Source organism: Paraburkholderia sp. EG287B (assembly GCF_040965595.1).
In the GTDB taxonomy this organism is placed as follows: Bacteria; Pseudomonadota; Gammaproteobacteria; order Burkholderiales; family Burkholderiaceae; genus Paraburkholderia.
On record NZ_JBFRCG010000004.1, the window covers coordinates 96,117 to 111,501 of the forward strand.

Below are 15,385 nucleotides of genomic sequence, written 5' to 3' on the forward strand. Positions count from 1 at the left end.
CTTGGGATTGGCAGAGCGCGGAAATATCGCCAATAATTGCCGAACATCCACTAACGGACGACGGCGGCCATGGATTACAGTCCCGAAGCCATCCGCACGATCGCTCTGGTCGGCCATGCCGGCTGCGGCAAGACCTCGCTTGCCGAAGCGCTCCTGCACCAGGGCGGCGCGCTGCACGCGCCAGGCAACGTGAATCGCGGCACCGCCCTCTGCGATTTCGATCCCCTCGAACGCAAGTACCACCACTCCCTCAACTCCGCCATCGCCCACTTCGACCACCAGGACACACGCATCTACTTGCTCGACACACCCGGCTACCCGGACTTCGCCGGCATGTCGATGAGCGCGTTGCCCGCGGTGGAAACGGCGGCCATCGTCATCAATGCACGCACCGGCATCGAAATGACGACGACCCGCATGATGGCGTACGCGCAGCAGCGCAAGCTGTGCCGAATGATCATCGTGAACGGCATCGACGCCGAAAAGGTCGATTTGCCGGGGCTGCTCGAGCAGATTCAGGAGACCTTCGGCAAGACCTGCCTGCCGATCAATCTGCCTGCGCAGGGCGGCAGCGAAGTGGTGGACTGCTTTTTCAACCCGGCCGGCGAGGCCGATTTCCATTCGGTGGAAGCAGCGCACAATGCGCTCGTCGACCAGGTGATCGAACTCGATCCCGAGTTGATGGAGTTGTACCTCGAACAAGGCGAAGCCATCAGCCCCGAGCAACTGCACGAGCCGTTCGAACGCGCGCTGCGCGAAGGCCATCTCGTGCCGGTCTGCTTCACCTCCACGGCGACCGGTGCGGGCATCGCGCAACTGCTCGACGTGTTCGTGCGGCTCTTGCCCAATGTCACCGAAGGCAATCCGCCGCTGTTCTACCGCGAAGTGGAGGGCAAGGAAGGCAAGGAGCCCGTGCGCGCGGAGCCGGATGCCGACAAGCACGTGCTCGCGCATGTGTTCAAGATCGTGATGGACCCGTATATCGGCAAGGTGGCCGTGTTTCGCATTCATCAGGGCACGGTGACGCGTGACAGCCAGCTCTATATCGGCAACGCGCGACAGCCGTTCAAGGTGGCGCATCTGCTGATGCTGCAGGGCAAGGAGCATACGGAGGTGCAGCGCGCGGGCCCCGGCAATATCTGCGCGGTGGCGAAGGCCGACGACATCGGCTTCGACGCCGTGCTGCACGACGCGCCCGAGGACGGCAACATCCACCTCACGCCGCCTGCGTTTCCCAATCCGATTTACGGTCTCGCTATCGAGCCGGCGCGGCCCGGCAATGAGCAGCGCGTGTGGGAAGTGCTGCAAAAGCTCGCGGCGGAAGATCCCTGCCTGCAGATCGATCACCCCGAAGGGACCAATGAAACCGTGGTGCGCGGGCTGGGCGAACTGCACTTGCGCTACATGCTGGAGCGGCTCACCGATCAGTACAAACTCGAAGTCGTGACGCGTCCGCCGACGATTGCGTGGCGCGAGACGATTGGCGGCAAAGCCGAGGGCCATTGCCGCCACAAGAAGCAGACGGGCGGCGCGGGCCAGTTCGGCGAAGTCATGCTGCGCGTGGAGCCCCTGCCTCGCGGCGCGGGCTTCGAGTTCGTGGATGCCGTGAAAGGCGGCGCGATTCCTTCGCAGTTCATGCCTGCGGTGGAGAAAGGCATCTTGCAGGTGATCGACAGCGGACCGCTCGCAGGCTTTCCCATGCAGGACGTGCGCGTGATCGTGTACGACGGCAAGCACCATCCGGTGGATTCGAAGGAAGTGGCGTTCGTTACCGCGGGGCGCAAGGCGTTTATCGATGCGGTGCTCAAAGCGCAGCCCATCGTGCTCGAACCGATTGTCGATATCGAGGTGATGACGCCCGAGGCCGCGATGGGCGACATCATCGGCGATCTTTCCGCGCGGCGTGGGCAGGTGCATGGCACGCGCACGGTGGGCGGCCAGGCCATGGTCATTGCGGGGAAGGTGCCGCTTGCCGAGCTCAACGATTACCAGTCGCGGCTGAATTCGCTCGCGGGCGGCAATGGGAATTACAGCATTCAGTTGAGCCACTACGATCCGGTGCCGCCGACACATCAGGAAAGGCTGGCGGCGCAGCATAAGGGGCGGGGGGAAAGTGTGGAGTGAGGGGGTTGGCTGGCCACTGCCTGACACCGCACCGATTTGCCGCAACAGAACTGCCCCGCTGGAACCACGTTCGGCGTATAAGTTACATCACTCGCCCCCCCAAAGCTGGCGAACGACACATGCTGTCGCCAGTCATGCAATGGCATCCGCGTTTTCGTCTGGCTCGGTCGCATCCGCTACGCTCCAGTCATTCGCAGGTTGATAACCCTGATTCCCGAAGTAAATCATTCTCCAGTTTTGTAACTTCGAGGCGTCCATGCCGAAGCCAGCCACGGAGTCATGTACAAGGTAGTCGAAGAAATCTAGCAACGCCTGGTGCGTCTCACCGGAGCCGGTGATCAAGGTCATGTCCTCGTACGCGCGCGCCAGCATCGCCTCTCGCAAGCTGAGCGACTTGCCATCGATTTTGCGCGTTTCCGCGTCTGCGGCCGCCACGTTCACGGCATTCCCCCCGGCGGTGATTCTGGCCAGTTCCATTTCCAGGGCATCTGCGAGTTTCTGGTTTCCCGTTTGCATAAGAACCCGCTTTGCTGCGGGCACGCGAGCGCGCGCATCCTCATCGGCCTTCTGTTTGGACAGGTAGCTACGCGCTAGATACAGCGGATAGAGGTGGCCCGCGACAGCATTTTCAACCGGGCCGGATGCGTGGGCAAGCTTTTGATAAGCGTCGAAAAGCGACGCGGTTTTCGGGGAAAGATTGAATGTCTCCTGAACCTTTCCAGCCATGGTGTTCAATGCCTGAAGCGGTACACCAGCGGCGATTGCGGCTCGATACATGTGCAGCAGCGGAACCTGGCTCAGTTTTTCGTCGTCTTTCAGGGTACGGGTTTGCTCACCCGGCGCGTATCCGCCACCAACATCGGAGTGCACACCGGGATAGACGATTTCGACACAGTTGGGTGGATAACTCTTGCCGTCACGCACCGAATCGAGTGGGAATGAATCCCGAACCTCATGTGCCGCAATGTAGTGGACGCATTGCTCAACCATCGGTGGAATCTTCAGGTCCTTCGCCCAGGTGTAGTGCCCATCCTTTGGGACATACACCAGAGCGGAACTCAGGACTGCGGAAACCGTAGTAGTCGCAATCTGGATCATCGGACTGCGATCCAGAAGCTGGAAGCTCGCCGGTAGTCCGGCCGACGCGACTGTGTCGAACATGCCCATGAAATACAGGCGAATTGGGTACCCTTGATATTGCCAGTCGTCTCCCACTTTCCGACACTCCTTGGCAAGCCTCACAGCGAAGGCACGCGCGAGCGCCGAGCCTCTGGAAAAACCAAACAGGGCGACATTGATTATTCGAATTGGCTGCCTTGGATTCCTTGCCCGAGCCTTCGCCTTTTGAATGCGATCGTCAAACTGCTTACGTGCCCATTGCAAGCGCTTTTCGCCACCCACTCCGAATGCCGAACCGATGGGGCTGTACGCATGCTCGCCGATCTCTGGAAATGGTGTACCAAGGCCGTTGATATAAATCGGATATCGACCGCTAGCCCCCGTATCTGCTTCGTGCGCGAAAAAAAGACGTGCAACGTTACTATGCTTCGACTTGGAGGTGTCTACGAACCGATTATTTCCAGTACCGTCGAAAAAGATAGAAATCCAAATCGACTGCGAACAATCTGCCATTCCTGGTTTCTTTGCGGGGTCCATACAGGCCATCGCAGCAGCGCGCGCCTCTCGCTCAGGCAAAGTCAGGGAGCGCAGACCTGCGATGTGCGGAACTTGGGTATCGTCAAGCATGACTATCCTCTATCGGACGAAAGGCAAGCGGCGTTCAAGCTTCAGTCGCGGCGGTGACGGGCCATCTCGGCCTGATAGGGCGGCCTCAATATGGCCATCCGGATAAAAGTGAATCTCGAGGTAGCTTGGGTCGGACGGTATGTGGCCTGTTACCTCAACCCTCTTTTCTTTGTATGGTCCTGCTGGCTCAATTACTTTCCGTGGCGGATACGCTTCGAGTGCATCCATTTGAAACTCAACGTCGACCGAAAATGGTGTTTTCGTGTCGCTATTCATAAGGACGCAACAAGATTCCTTTCCTCCGCCAGCGTAAGGTGTACTAAGTTCTACGTTGCTACCTCCCTGACCATTGACTGCGAAATCAGCTATAGCGCGGTCGGTGTAGTTATAGCCGATAACGGCAAGCATATAAGGCTCTTTCTTGCAACCCTGAGTTAACAGAACCGGCAGCACGCAAAAAATAAGAAGCAGAACGGAGTTCTTCGTTTTCACTTGATGTCTTTGTGTTTCAGCGAACGAAAGGTAAGCGGCGCTCAAGCTTCAACCGCGGCGGTGAAGGGCCGTCCCGGCCTGATAGGGCCGCCTCGATATGACCGTCAGGATAAAAAATGAATCTCAAGGTAGTTTGGATCTTGTGGAATGGGACCGGTCACCTGAATCCTCGATTTTCTGTATAAGCCATCTGGCTCAATTACCATGCGTGGTGGAAAGGCTTCAAGTGCATCCATCTGATATTCCACATCAACCGAGAACGGCGTCTTCGTGTCACGGCTCATAACTACGCAACACATGGTGCTTCCTCCACCGGAGGTTGGCGTACTTAGCGCGAGATTTGCACCCCATTGACCATTCACCGAAAAGTCAGCAATTTGCCGGTCTGTATAGTTGTATCCAACCAACCCCAGCATGTAGGGCTCTTTCTTGCAACCTTGGAGCATAAATAAGAGGCAGAGTAAGATGCCGGTCACTCCTTTCTTTGAGAAAGTCCGCATTCTCTTGCCTTTTTAAACAAATTGATTTCGCAGCTGTTTTTTGGGAAACGTGACCAAGATCTGGATCGTGATCTGGGCTTCAGAAGACAGCGAAGGTGTTCACTCTCGAATCATTCCGGTTATATCGTGCGGACGACACGGCCTCAATGAGGTATAGACCGAAAACTGGAGATCTTTTGACGCATCTCAGTGCTAGCGTGTCAAAGACTGACAAATGGAGGCGTTGATTAGCCTGCGAAACATGGCGCCGGCTTAGCGGATGAAATCCGGCGAGCGGTGTCGGCAAACCGCGGTAAGGCCTTCCAGTGTGCAACAACAGGGTGGAATCCCCATACCCGTTTTATCTTGAATTGCTGTCAGAAAAATCCCTTGATTAGGAAATAAACATTTCCTATAATCACCCCCATGGCATTCGAGCACCCATCCCAACCTCTGGCCCGCAGCCCCGGCCGCCCACGCGAATTCGACATGGCAACCGTCGTGGACGGCGCCGTGCGCGTCTTCCGCGAGCGCGGCTATTACGCCACCTCCGTAGGCGACCTCAGCGAAGCAACGGGCCTGACCGCAGGCAGCCTCTACAAGGCCTTCGGCGACAAACGCGGCGTCTTCCTCGCCGCCTTCGACCACTACGTCACCACGCGCAACGCCGAATTGCGCCTTCGCCTCGACAAGCAGTCCAAAGCAAGCGAGAAGATCCGCGTCATCTTCATCTTCTACGCCGAGTCGTCCCACGGCAGCGAGGGCCGGCGTGGCTGCCTCGTGGTTTCCAGCGCAACGGCGCTCGCCACGTTCGACGACGAAGTCGCCACGCGCATCGAAGCCGCCATGCGGCGCACCGAAGAGATGCTGCGCGAACTCCTCCAGCAAGGCCAGCAAGACGGTTCGGTTGCAGCGGAAATCCATGTCCCGGCCATGGCGCGCACGTTACTCGCCCTGCTCCACGGTTTTCGTCTGATCGGCAAATCCGGTCGCACGCAGCGCGACATGCTGGCCGCCGCCGACGAAGCCATGCGTCTACTGCGTTGAAATTTTTTTGGCTAATTTGGAAATTATTATTTCCAATCGATGCCTGCGTTCCTCAAACCCACTGGAGTGTCACGCCATGAGTACGCCCTCACGCATCATCGACCACGGTCCAGCGTCGCTGGCCGACTCCATCCTGCCAGGCTTCACGCATCGCTTCGAAACCATCGAAGGCACACGGCTCCACTACGTGATCGGCGGAAATCAGGATGGCGAAACAATTGTGCTGCTGGCCGGCTATCCGGAAAGCTGGTTCGCGTGGCGCAAGGTCATGCCGCTGCTCGCCGAGCGTTACCGCGTGATCGCACCGGACCTGCCCGGCCAGGGCGACTCCGACCGCCCACAGGGCGGCTACGACACGCAATCCGTCGCAACCGCCCTGCACGCGCTGCTCGGTAAGCTCGGAGCACGCCGCTACCACCTCGCCGCTCATGATGTCGGCGCCTGGGTCGCTTACCCCTATGCGGCACTATTCAGCGATGAAGTGTCGAGCCTCGCGTTGCTCGACGCCGGCATTCCCGGCATCACGCTGCCGGAAGCGCTGCCCGTCGCGCCCGAGCGCGCGTGGCGCACCTGGCACTTCGCCTTCCATGCGGTGCCCGATCTGCCGGAGCTGCTGATAGCAGGCAAGGAGCGCGTGTATCTGGAGTGGTTTCTGCGCCGCAAAACGGCGAATCCGCAAACCTTCACAGATGCCGATATCGACGAATATCTGCGCGTGTTCACGAAGGAAGGCGGCTTGCGTGCGGGGCTGGCCTACTACCGCGCGGCCGACGTTTCGGCGCGTCAGAATCGCGAGTTGGGCTCACGCGGCAAATTGCGAATGCCCGTTCTCGCGCTGAGCGCCGATCAGGGCTCGATTGCCGACATGGCCGGTCCGCTGCACCTTTACGCCGATGAGGTGCAAGGCGCGACGCTGGCCCACTGCGGTCATTTTCTGCCGGAGGAGCAACCCGCGGCCGTGGCCGAAGCACTGCTGCGTTTCTTCGGCCAGACCTGACCAGGGCCGGCGTTCCTCCGGCGTTCCTCGGGCGTTACTCCGGTGCTTCGACCGTGGTCACCGCCGAGGAAAACACATACCCCTCGCTGCGCAGCGTCTTGATGTAACGCGGCTCGCGCGCCTCGTCGCGCAGGCGCTGGCGCAGCCGGCTCACGAGCAGGTCGATCGAGCGGTCGAACGCGTCGGCCTGGCGGCCTTGCGTGAGGCTCAGCAACTGATCGCGCGTGAGCACGCGCTGCGGATGGTCGAGAAACACGCGCAGCAGCCGGTATTCCGCACCGCTCAGCGCGACGATCGTGCCCTCGGCGTCGAGCAGATGCCGCGCCGTCGTGTCGAGCCGCCAGTCGCCGAACGCGAGCAGTTGCGCCGCCTCGCTCACTTCCATGCCCGGCGGCAGCATGCGTGTGCGGCGCAGCACCGAGCGGATGCGGGCGAACAGTTCGCGCACGGCGAACGGCTTGGGCAGGTAGTCGTCGGCACCCATTTCGAGGCCAACGATGCGATCCGTCTCCTCATTGCGCGCAGTGAGCATCACCACGGGCACGGCGCGGAACTTGCCCGCACGCAGCTCGCGGCACAGCACGAGCCCGTCGTCGCCGGGCATCATGAGGTCGAGCACGATCAGGTCGGGCGCGCCGCCCTCCAGCACCGAGCGCATTTCGCGCCCGTTCGCGGCCAGCGACACGCGCATGCCGTTCTTCTCGAGGTAGGCCCCGACCAGTTCACGTATGCCGCGATCGTCGTCGACGATCAGGACGTGATCCATCTTTTCCGTCATTGGTGTTTTTCTCCTTGCGCGCGGGGCGTGAACGGGTTTCTGCGATGCACGAACAGTACACCGGATGCGCAATCTCCGCAGCCAGGCCGCTCGCCGCGAAGAACAGGATGGCGAGCAGGCGTTTCATGCGTCCTCCACCAGGGAAAGACTAGCACCGTCGGCAACCGACGCTTCGAGCGCGTAGACGTCCACGCCTTCCAGACAGCCGAGATTGACGCGCCAGCGCGCCGGGTCCCTGCGCGTCTGGTGAAACGGATAAATGCCGCAGTGCCTGCAGAAATAGTGCTTCGCCACGCGCGTGTTGAACTGGTACAGCGTGAGCGCGTCTTCGCCCGCGAGGATCGTCAGTTCGCGGGCCTCGAACGGCGGGCTCATCAGCGCGCCCTTGCGCCGGCACAGGCTGCAGTTGCAACGCCCGGCCGGCTCGATCGCCGTGTGAACTTCGAACTCTACCGCACCGCAATGACAGGTACCCTTCCAGCGGGTCGTGCTCGTCGACGTGCTCATCTTGCTCTCCATTGATTTCGTTGGGTGATGGATAGCGCGCCATCCGCCGCGTACAACCTGGAACCGCCCCACCCGATTCGGGACGACAATGACCGCTAGCGCCCATCCGGCGCGACGCATATCGACCTGAAATGGCCGGCGATGACCACAGCCGGGCCAGCCACAAACCGGCATTGTTTATGCTCGCAAGCTGATAGCGAGCGAAACGCAGAGAACGGCTCCAGGAGGTCCCCATGAAATGTCTGCGCATCTATGCCGACGCCCAGGGCGAGTCCCATTTCGAGGACATCGATATCCCGCTCACGCCGCTCGAACTCTTTCCCAACATCCCGCCCATTTACCTCTCGACGTGGGAGCCGGCAAAGGCGGTGCGCTTCGGCTGGGTGCCGGCCGGCCTCAAGGAGGCGGACTGGCACACCACGCCGGTTCGTCAGTTCGTGATCTGGATGACCGGCTGGGTCGAGTTCGAAACGAGCGACGGCGACACGCGCCACTGCGAGCCGGGCACGGTCGTGCTGTGCGAAGACACCATTGGCAAGGGCCATCGCTCGCGCCACCCCGAGGAAGGCCAGTTCAACGTGTTCATTCCGCTCGCCTGAGCAACCGCTTGACCCGCACGACCGGGCGCTCGTGGCGCGCCGCCATTCACGCCTCCGCGCCGCCCAGCACGAGCCGCCCTTCCAGCCCGCCTTCGGGCCGGTTGCGCAGCGTGAGTTCAGCGCCCATCGCCACGGCGAGCTGGCGCGAGATCGCGAGGCCCAGGCCCGTGCCGCCCGTGCCCCGGTTGCGCGAGGTTTCGAGCCGGTAGAACGGCTCGAACACCTTTTCGAGCGCTTCCTCGGGAATGCCGGGGCCGCTGTCGAGCACCGAGATCGTGACGGTCTTGTCCTGCGGCGACGCGCTCACCTCGATGGCCGCCGTGCTCCCATACTTCAGCGCGTTATCGACGAGATTGCCGACGATGCGGCGCAGCGCCTGCACGCGCGTGACGATCGCCACGTTCAGGCGGCGCTCGAAGGTCACGGGCGAGCCCGCATCCACGTAGTCGCATACGAGGCTGTCGAGCAGCGCATCGAGGTCGACGCGGGCGGGCGCTTCGCCGGTGCCGTGCAGCGTACGCGCGTAGGCCACGCCCTCCTTCACCAGCTGCTCCATCTCGTGCAGGTCCTGGGCGAGCTTGCCCGCCTGCGCTTCGTCGTCCATCTGGTCCACGCGCAGCCGCATGCGCGTGATCGGCGTCTGCAGATCGTGGGAGATGGCCGCCAGAATCTGCATGCGCTCGGCCACGTGCGCCGAGATGCGCTGCTGCATCGCGTTGAACGCGCGCGCCGCACGCGCCACTTCGGAAGGCCCTTCTTCCTCCAGACGCTCCGCCTTCAGGTCCGGACCGAGCGCGTCGGCCACGCGCGCGAGTTCGTGCAGCGGCCGCGTGGCGGTGCGCACCGCGAACCAGCAGCATGCCGCCAGCACGACGAGCTGGGCGACGAGCACGGCCGGCAGCCAGCCCGACAGGGGCAGCGCGGGACCCGGACGGTAGTCGATGGTGAGCGGCGAGCCATCCGACAGTCGCAGGTGGATCTGCAGGCGTTCGTGCTTGCCGGGCACCGAATTGGTCGTGAGCGCGTACTTGTCGCCGAGGCCCGCCGCGATGGCCGAGGCCACGTCCTTCGAGCGGCTCGCTTCGGGCGGCTCGCCCGGCGTGCCGGGACCGAGGATGAAGCTATAGGTACGCCGCGCGAGTTGCGGCAGCCACGCGGCGCGTTCGGCCGCGGGCAGATGGTCGAGCAGCGCCACGGAGATGGCGACTTCGCGCGAGATGTAATTGGTCATCATGTTCGCGGTGGCGTCGTTGCGCTCGGTCATCGTGAGCTTGAACGACAGCCCCTGCGCGAGCGCGAGGCCGACGCAAAGGATCAGGGCGAGGCGCGCGAACAGCGTGCGCGGCCAGTGCAGCGCGCTCATTGCCGCGCCGCCCGCTAAAACCAGCGGTGTGCGGCGGGCCGCAAGTCCATCGGCGTGCATGTTCGGACTCCGTGTGCAGGGAATGATGCGTTTATACCCCATGCCGCGACAGGCTTTGTATCTCACTGTATCGGCGCGGGCGCGGGACACAATACATTGCAGGCTTGTTCGTTTCAGCGCGTCCGTTCACGTTTGCGGCTTGCGCTGCGGTGCGGCATCGGCCCATTCGCGCACGGCCTGCGCGAACAGGCGCAGCGCCGCGGGCGGATGCCGATTGGCCGGATAGTAAAGGCAGAGCCCGGAAAACACCGGCCCCCACTCGGGCAGCAGGTGGACGAGCCGCCCGGCGGCCACATGCTCAGCCACGAGCGTTTCCGGCACCCAGGCCACGCCCACCCCCGCGAGCGCCGCCTCGACCATCAGGTTGAGGTTGCCGAGCGTGAGCGGGCCGTCCACGTCGATGCTGGCGCTCTTGCCGCGATGCGCGAAATCCCAGCGGAACAGCGCACCGCTCTCGAAGCGAAAGCGGATGCAGCGGTGCTGCTCGAGGTCGTGCGGCGCGCGCGGCGGCGCATGCTGCGCCAGATAGTCGGGCGAGGCCACCGCGCCAAAGCGCATGTCCTGCGTGAAGCGCACGGCGATCATGTCGCGCGGCACGTCTTCGAGCACGCGCACACCGGCGTCGAATCCGCCCGCCACGATGTCCACGAGCCGCGAGTCCGCCACGAACTCCACGCGGATGTCCGGATAGCGGGCGAGGAACCCCGGCAGGACATGGCGAATGAGGGGGCGCGCGCCCGACTCCGAGGCGCTGATGCGGATCGATCCCGAAGGCCGGTTGCTCGCGGTCGCGACGTCGTTGACGGCGTCTTCGAGATCGGCCATGGCGGGCCGCACGCGGCTGAGCAGTTGCTCGCCCGCCTCGGTCAGCGCCACGGAGCGTGTGGTGCGGTTCAGGAGGCGCACGCCGAGCTTCGCCTCCAGGTTGCGCACGGTATGGCTCAGCGCGGAAGGCGAAACGCCCAGCACGCCCGCGGCGCCGCTGAAGCTGCGCTGCTCGGCGATCGTCACGAAGGCCGTCAATTCGGATAAGCCGGTGCGCACCATTTGTGAATTTTCCTCAATACCCCATGCAAGTTTAGCGGGATTGTTGAGCGCCCTGCAGCAACCTACACTCGATCGGGTAGAAGGCGGGGCCCACGCGAACGGAGCGCCGCTCATTTCAGTTCACGCAAACAGGAGCAAGACATGCAAAAGCGCACACTCGGCAAGAACGGCCTGGAAGTTTCCGCGTTGGGCCTTGGCTGCATGGGCTTAAGCTTCGGCTACGGCCCCGCCACCGAAAAGAACGACGCGATCCGCCTGATCCGCACGGCGTTCGAGCGCGGCGTCACGTTCTTCGACACGGCCGAGGTCTACGGGCCCTTCGTCAACGAAGAACTGGTTGGCGAGGCGCTCGCGCCGATTCGCGATCAGGTGGTGATCGCCACGAAGTTCGGCTTTCAGGACGGCGACTCGAAGAAGCCCATGGACAGCCGCCCCGAGCGCATCCGCGCCGTGGCCGAAGCGTCGCTCAAGCGCCTGAAGACCGACCGCATCGACCTGTTCTATCAGCACCGCGTCGATCCGAACGTGCCGATGGAAGACGTGGCCGGCACGGTCAAGGACCTGATCCGCGAGGGCAAGATCAAGCACTTCGGCCTTTCCGAAGCGGGCGAGCAGTCCATCCGCCGCGCCCACGCCGTGCAGCCCGTCGCGGCGCTGCAGAGCGAATATTCGCTCTGGTGGCGCGAGCCGGAGCACAAGGTGATGCCGGTTCTGGAGGAGCTGGGCATCGGCTTCGTACCGTTCAGCCCGCTCGGCAAGGGCTTTCTGACCGGCGCGATCGACGAGCGCACGTCGTTCGACCAGAGCGACTTCCGCGCCATGGTGCCGCGCTTTACGGAGGAGAACCGCAAGGCGAACGCGGGGCTGGTCGACGTGCTCGGCCGCGTCGCCGACGGCAAAGGCGCGACGCGCGCGCAGATCGCGCTGGCCTGGCTGCTCGCGCAAAAGCCGTGGATCGTGCCGATTCCTGGCACCACGAAGCTTGCGCGCCTCGACGAGAACGTGGGCGCGGCCAGTGTGGAGTTGAGCGCGGGCGATCTCGCCGCCATCGAAGCGGCACTCAACGAGATCCAGGTCGCGGGCGACCGCTATCCGGCGCAGTGGCAGCAGCGCGTGGACCGCTAAGCCTGCGCGCGCACGGCCAGCTCACACCCACAACCGGTACATCCAGAACGCCTCGTCCTCGACATAGCGCTGCGCGAAGTCGGTGGGCGAGAAGCCCGTCATGCGGCGGGTCGTGCGGCTCGAGTGCGCCTGTCCGCGAAGCCTTCGTCCTGGGCGAACGCCGCCCAGTCGAAGGCCTGACCGTTGGCGAAGCGCTCCGTGGCCGCGAAATACGCGCCCTCGGCCTTCACGAGCGAGTGCCACTCGCGCAGCGAACGGCGCGCATCGCACGTGCCGTGTCGGGAAGCACCATCTTTTTGCACCATCTTTACAGGCTTCGTTCTACGCTGTACGGAGGCGATCACGGGATCGGTCTCCGCGCTTCCGTGCGTAGGCGGTAACGCTGAGCCCCATTCTCGTCGTCGATGCCAGCCATCCCGGCATGTTCAGAAGACCTGGCCGCTGCGCGCAACACCCGTTACGCGGCCGCATTGAGGCGCCGGTTCTCCTACTCCAAAGCCGAATCATTCATGATCGCAACAGAAGAACACGACGAATGGCTCAGCCTGGATCCGTCCGAAATGGTCCGGCTCCAGATCCGGCGGTTCGACATCCATCGCGATTCATCGGAACTGATCGCGAAGCTGCTTCGCAGCGCCGTCTCGAGCCTCGACAGGAAAGAGGAAATTAGCCGCTACTACGTGAGTCGCGAATCCGGCCGGCGGCGAAGCGCGAAAGCAGAGGCGTGCTTTATCGCCGCGTGCAACGGTCAGCTCGTGGGAACGCTGACCATCGAAGCAACCAACCCCTCCTCACCGTGCCGCCACTACCGGCGCCAGGACGTGGCAACGATTCACCGGTACGGCGTCGATCCGCGTTGGCAACACCTGGGCATTGGCCGGGCATTACTGTCGTTTGCCAATCGGTGGGCAGCAGCCCTGGGCTATGCGCAACTGGCTCTCGATACGCCGGTTGCCGCGGGTGGTCTTCTCGACTTCTACCACACGCTAGGGTTCAGGCTCGTCGATACGGTCCACTTCCCCGGTTGCCCCGATGACAGCGCCGTACTCAGTCGTCCTACCTTAATTGGCTGGCGGCACGCACCTGCGACGCACGCTAACCGTCGCTTGCAGAACGACCGATAACGCCTATATGGTGGAGCGGCACTGAATTCACTATCCTGTGAACGCCTTTACGCTCTTTTTACTTGCCGCAAAAAGATAGCGCATTAAAATATTGCGGTAATCCAATACGGAGATGTTCCATGAACATCCGATGTCCTCGTCCCCCTGGTTGTTCCTTGCCTGACTGACAAGACGTCTGAGCCTTCTCCTCAAGCCACCGTCTTGCCAGCAGGCGAACGGTGCGCGTCCCGGCAGCAATTCCGCACGACCCTCATTGTCATCTGAACACCGCGATTGCGGTTGATCAGCCGTCGGCTCGTACCCGATCGGTTCGCACGTCACTGCAATGCGGAAAGCACCCTAATCCTGTTCGGCCATTCGCCGAGTGGATATCAACAGCAGTCGATTCAGGAGTTTTCCATGTTTGAGATTAACAAGAACTACACACGCGAATTCATCCACCAGGTCTGTGGCGGCAACAAGCAGGCATTTCTTCCCATGAAGAACGGCAAGGTCGTCGCCGCCTGTTTGCGGACGGACCTCAATCCGCAAGCGCCCGAAGTCATCATCTGCAACAGCAGTGCTTCTGCGTATGCGGCGGGGCGAACGCTGTCGGGACAACGCGATGCCATCCCCGTATTCATCAAGACGGACACGGACGCCTACCGGTTTGCGGGGCTGTATGCTCCGGACGAGTCCTTCGTCACCCCGCTTTCCTGCGCGCCGTATGTGCAAAACTGTGGATTGACGTCCGCGCAGGTTTCGCGCGTCATCAAGATGCAACGCCGTTAAAGCAAGGCACCTGACAAAACCGAAGCCCCCCGTTGACGCAGGTCTCGGGGGTTCGCGCTGCTCAGTCGGGTTTATATTCGCGAGCGAGCGAGCCAGAACGCACTCAGAGATCGGTGGCCGCCAGTGTGATGCGCTCGTTGACGAGTAGAGGATATCGATGCTCGATTACACGAACGAGCCTCGATTTATTGAGTGCAAATGCCAGCATGAGTTGTTTCGGGGACTCGTCCGTCGCACCCAGCTTTTCACAAAGCACCTCGCAAGGGAGTGAATAGGCGCAATATCCCCACCCAAACCGGTAGGCCGAAAACCATACGGACGAGTCCGCGGCCAGGATGGGCTCAGTGAGTTGAGCAGTTGGCTGAATCATGGTTGTTGTACCTCCCACGCAAGCGTCGTTACTAAAATTGCGCCGCCGCTTCGGATGCCGGACTACGCGGTTGGACGGGGAATGCCGTCTTGATCACGCTTACGCGATCGGCCACGCGCCGCGGGTAGTCTTTAGCGCCACCACTATAGCGCAGAAGCGCGTCGTGAACGTCCCCATCGGACGCCTCGATGTAGCCGTGCAGGATCGACGACCCGATGCTGACGTTGGTGCCCGCGTCGGTCAGATCGGAAGCACGAAGCACGATGTCCCTGTGCTGCGACGGCAGGATCTGCATGAGCCCCCTGGCGCCGGCGACGCTCACGGCGAAGCGGTCGAAATTCGATTCGACGGCGATGACGGCGAGCAGCAGAATCGGCGAGATCGTGTCGCGTCGTGCAGCTTGCAGCACCGCCTCGCCGATTTTCAGCGCATCGTGCAGGCCGATATGAAACCGCAGGTTCAACATCGTCGCGATGTCTTCGGCTGTCGGTATGCCCTGTGGGACGGCGTCATAGGCGGGCTCGGTCGGCACAACGACCGATGCGTCGGCGCCATAGGTCATGCCGTTGAACGAACCACCCACCAGGAGCGCCGCCAGAACGAGCGCGCGAAGGCCACGCGAACGAGCGCCTTGCCGATCACCGGGATTGTTGTTCATTTGCGTTAGCGCTTTACTTGTCAAACTCCTTGAAAGGCTACGCCGGTCGACCGAACAATTTCAGAAAAAGGTGGCGCTCTTACGAAAAATTTGCGTAA

At 62.2% G+C, this 15,385-nt stretch carries 17 protein-coding genes; 7 read left to right on the plus strand and 10 right to left on the minus strand.

Annotation, left to right across the window (positions count from 1 at the left end):
• Window positions 1–69: 69 nt before the first annotated feature.
• Entirely contained in the window at window positions 70–2,124 is a 2,055-nt protein-coding gene (gene fusA, locus AB4Y40_RS07955; protein ID WP_368687206.1) for an elongation factor G, read from the plus strand.
• Between the two features lie 132 nt (window positions 2,125–2,256).
• Here the strand turns inward: fusA and AB4Y40_RS07960 are convergent, their stop codons facing one another.
• From AB4Y40_RS07960 to AB4Y40_RS07970, 3 genes are all read right to left on the minus strand, one after another.
• Entirely contained in the window at window positions 2,257–3,870 is a 1,614-nt protein-coding gene (locus AB4Y40_RS07960) for a DUF2235 domain-containing protein (RefSeq protein ID WP_368687207.1), read from the minus strand.
• A 9-nt stretch (window positions 3,871–3,879) separates the two neighbouring features.
• Window positions 3,880–4,362, minus strand: coding sequence for a DUF3304 domain-containing protein (locus AB4Y40_RS07965; protein ID WP_368687208.1), 483 nt, complete (start codon window positions 4,360–4,362; stop codon window positions 3,880–3,882).
• Window positions 4,363–4,466: 104 nt separating this feature from the next.
• Window positions 4,467–4,778, minus strand: a complete 312-nt coding sequence (locus AB4Y40_RS07970; protein ID WP_368687209.1) for a DUF3304 domain-containing protein — start codon at window positions 4,776–4,778, stop codon at window positions 4,467–4,469.
• 552 nt (window positions 4,779–5,330) lie between these two features.
• Between AB4Y40_RS07970 and AB4Y40_RS07975 the strand changes: the two genes are divergently transcribed.
• Complete coding sequence (locus AB4Y40_RS07975; protein WP_368687210.1) at window positions 5,331–5,888, plus strand: TetR/AcrR family transcriptional regulator; 558 nt, start codon at window positions 5,331–5,333, stop codon at window positions 5,886–5,888.
• 76 nt (window positions 5,889–5,964) lie between these two features.
• A complete protein-coding gene (locus AB4Y40_RS07980; RefSeq protein ID WP_368687211.1) occupies window positions 5,965–6,885 on the plus strand; it encodes an alpha/beta fold hydrolase in 921 nt (306 codons plus the stop codon).
• Between the two features lie 34 nt (window positions 6,886–6,919).
• Here the strand turns inward: AB4Y40_RS07980 and AB4Y40_RS07985 are convergent, their stop codons facing one another.
• The 3 genes from AB4Y40_RS07985 to AB4Y40_RS07995 are packed head-to-tail and all read right to left on the minus strand — an operon-like array spanning window position 6,920 to window position 8,170.
• The gene (locus AB4Y40_RS07985) at window positions 6,920–7,663 is read right to left on the minus strand and encodes a response regulator (protein ID WP_069266943.1); all 744 of its coding nucleotides are present in this window, start codon (window positions 7,661–7,663) and stop codon (window positions 6,920–6,922) included.
• Entirely contained in the window at window positions 7,608–7,790 is a 183-nt protein-coding gene (locus AB4Y40_RS07990; protein ID WP_368687212.1) for a hypothetical protein, read from the minus strand. The genes AB4Y40_RS07985 and AB4Y40_RS07990 overlap by 56 nt, the downstream gene beginning before the upstream one ends.
• Window positions 7,787–8,170, minus strand: a complete 384-nt coding sequence (locus tag AB4Y40_RS07995) for a GFA family protein (RefSeq protein ID WP_368687213.1) — start codon at window positions 8,168–8,170, stop codon at window positions 7,787–7,789. Before AB4Y40_RS07995 ends, AB4Y40_RS07990 begins: the two co-directional genes overlap by 4 nt.
• 233 nt (window positions 8,171–8,403) lie before the next feature.
• On the opposite strand from AB4Y40_RS07995, the gene AB4Y40_RS08000 reads away from it, so the two are divergent.
• Window positions 8,404–8,769 (plus strand): hypothetical protein, encoded by a 366-nt coding sequence (locus AB4Y40_RS08000; RefSeq protein WP_133181087.1) that lies wholly within the window; start codon window positions 8,404–8,406, stop codon window positions 8,767–8,769.
• Between the two features lie 46 nt (window positions 8,770–8,815).
• On the opposite strand, the gene AB4Y40_RS08005 is transcribed toward AB4Y40_RS08000, so the two are convergent.
• Window positions 8,816–10,132 (minus strand): ATP-binding protein, encoded by a 1,317-nt coding sequence (locus AB4Y40_RS08005; protein WP_368687474.1) that lies wholly within the window; start codon window positions 10,130–10,132, stop codon window positions 8,816–8,818.
• 186 nt (window positions 10,133–10,318) lie between these two features.
• Window positions 10,319–11,239 (minus strand): LysR family transcriptional regulator, encoded by a 921-nt coding sequence (locus AB4Y40_RS08010; protein ID WP_368687214.1) that lies wholly within the window; start codon window positions 11,237–11,239, stop codon window positions 10,319–10,321.
• A gap of 141 nt (window positions 11,240–11,380) precedes the next feature.
• On the opposite strand from AB4Y40_RS08010, the gene AB4Y40_RS08015 reads away from it, so the two are divergent.
• The gene (locus tag AB4Y40_RS08015) at window positions 11,381–12,364 is read left to right on the plus strand and encodes an aldo/keto reductase (protein ID WP_368687215.1); all 984 of its coding nucleotides are present in this window, start codon (window positions 11,381–11,383) and stop codon (window positions 12,362–12,364) included.
• 98 nt (window positions 12,365–12,462) lie between these two features.
• On the opposite strand, the gene AB4Y40_RS08020 is transcribed toward AB4Y40_RS08015, so the two are convergent.
• Window positions 12,463–12,669, minus strand: coding sequence for a hypothetical protein (locus AB4Y40_RS08020; RefSeq protein ID WP_368687216.1), 207 nt, complete (start codon window positions 12,667–12,669; stop codon window positions 12,463–12,465).
• A 204-nt stretch (window positions 12,670–12,873) separates the two neighbouring features.
• Between AB4Y40_RS08020 and AB4Y40_RS08025 the strand changes: the two genes are divergently transcribed.
• The gene (locus tag AB4Y40_RS08025; RefSeq protein WP_368687217.1) at window positions 12,874–13,488 is read left to right on the plus strand and encodes a GNAT family N-acetyltransferase; all 615 of its coding nucleotides are present in this window, start codon (window positions 12,874–12,876) and stop codon (window positions 13,486–13,488) included.
• A gap of 399 nt (window positions 13,489–13,887) precedes the next feature.
• The gene (locus tag AB4Y40_RS08030) at window positions 13,888–14,259 is read left to right on the plus strand and encodes a hypothetical protein (RefSeq protein ID WP_368687218.1); all 372 of its coding nucleotides are present in this window, start codon (window positions 13,888–13,890) and stop codon (window positions 14,257–14,259) included.
• A 401-nt stretch (window positions 14,260–14,660) separates the two neighbouring features.
• Here AB4Y40_RS08030 and AB4Y40_RS08035 read toward each other — a convergent pair whose 3' ends face one another.
• Entirely contained in the window at window positions 14,661–15,287 is a 627-nt protein-coding gene (locus AB4Y40_RS08035; RefSeq protein ID WP_368687219.1) for a lytic transglycosylase domain-containing protein, read from the minus strand.
• Window positions 15,288–15,385 lie beyond the last annotated feature (98 nt).

What these genes read in the sequence shown, in the direction of transcription:
- AB4Y40_RS08030 (WP_368687218.1), top strand. Translation starts at nt 13,888, where the DNA reads ATGTTTGAGATTAACAAGAACTACACACGCGAATTCATCCACCAGGTC.
- AB4Y40_RS07995 (WP_368687213.1), bottom strand. Translation starts at nt 8,170, where the DNA reads ATGAGCACGTCGACGAGCACGACCCGCTGGAAGGGTACCTGTCATTGC.
- AB4Y40_RS08000 (WP_133181087.1), top strand. Translation starts at nt 8,404, where the DNA reads ATGAAATGTCTGCGCATCTATGCCGACGCCCAGGGCGAGTCCCATTTC.
- AB4Y40_RS07970 (WP_368687209.1), bottom strand. Translation starts at nt 4,778, where the DNA reads ATGCTGGGGTTGGTTGGATACAACTATACAGACCGGCAAATTGCTGAC.
- AB4Y40_RS07975 (WP_368687210.1), top strand. Translation starts at nt 5,331, where the DNA reads ATGGCAACCGTCGTGGACGGCGCCGTGCGCGTCTTCCGCGAGCGCGGC.
- AB4Y40_RS08025 (WP_368687217.1), top strand. Translation starts at nt 12,874, where the DNA reads ATGATCGCAACAGAAGAACACGACGAATGGCTCAGCCTGGATCCGTCC.
- AB4Y40_RS07960 (WP_368687207.1), bottom strand. Translation starts at nt 3,870, where the DNA reads ATGCTTGACGATACCCAAGTTCCGCACATCGCAGGTCTGCGCTCCCTG.
- AB4Y40_RS07990 (WP_368687212.1), bottom strand. Translation starts at nt 7,790, where the DNA reads ATGAAACGCCTGCTCGCCATCCTGTTCTTCGCGGCGAGCGGCCTGGCT.
- AB4Y40_RS08010 (WP_368687214.1), bottom strand. Translation starts at nt 11,239, where the DNA reads ATGGTGCGCACCGGCTTATCCGAATTGACGGCCTTCGTGACGATCGCC.
- AB4Y40_RS08035 (WP_368687219.1), bottom strand. Translation starts at nt 15,287, where the DNA reads ATGAACAACAATCCCGGTGATCGGCAAGGCGCTCGTTCGCGTGGCCTT.
- AB4Y40_RS07980 (WP_368687211.1), top strand. Translation starts at nt 5,965, where the DNA reads ATGAGTACGCCCTCACGCATCATCGACCACGGTCCAGCGTCGCTGGCC.
- AB4Y40_RS08015 (WP_368687215.1), top strand. Translation starts at nt 11,381, where the DNA reads ATGCAAAAGCGCACACTCGGCAAGAACGGCCTGGAAGTTTCCGCGTTG.
- AB4Y40_RS07985 (WP_069266943.1), bottom strand. Translation starts at nt 7,663, where the DNA reads ATGACGGAAAAGATGGATCACGTCCTGATCGTCGACGACGATCGCGGC.
- AB4Y40_RS08005 (WP_368687474.1), bottom strand. Translation starts at nt 10,132, where the DNA reads ATGAGCGCGCTGCACTGGCCGCGCACGCTGTTCGCGCGCCTCGCCCTG.
- AB4Y40_RS08020 (WP_368687216.1), bottom strand. Translation starts at nt 12,669, where the DNA reads ATGGTGCAAAAAGATGGTGCTTCCCGACACGGCACGTGCGATGCGCGC.
- fusA (WP_368687206.1), top strand. Translation starts at nt 70, where the DNA reads ATGGATTACAGTCCCGAAGCCATCCGCACGATCGCTCTGGTCGGCCAT.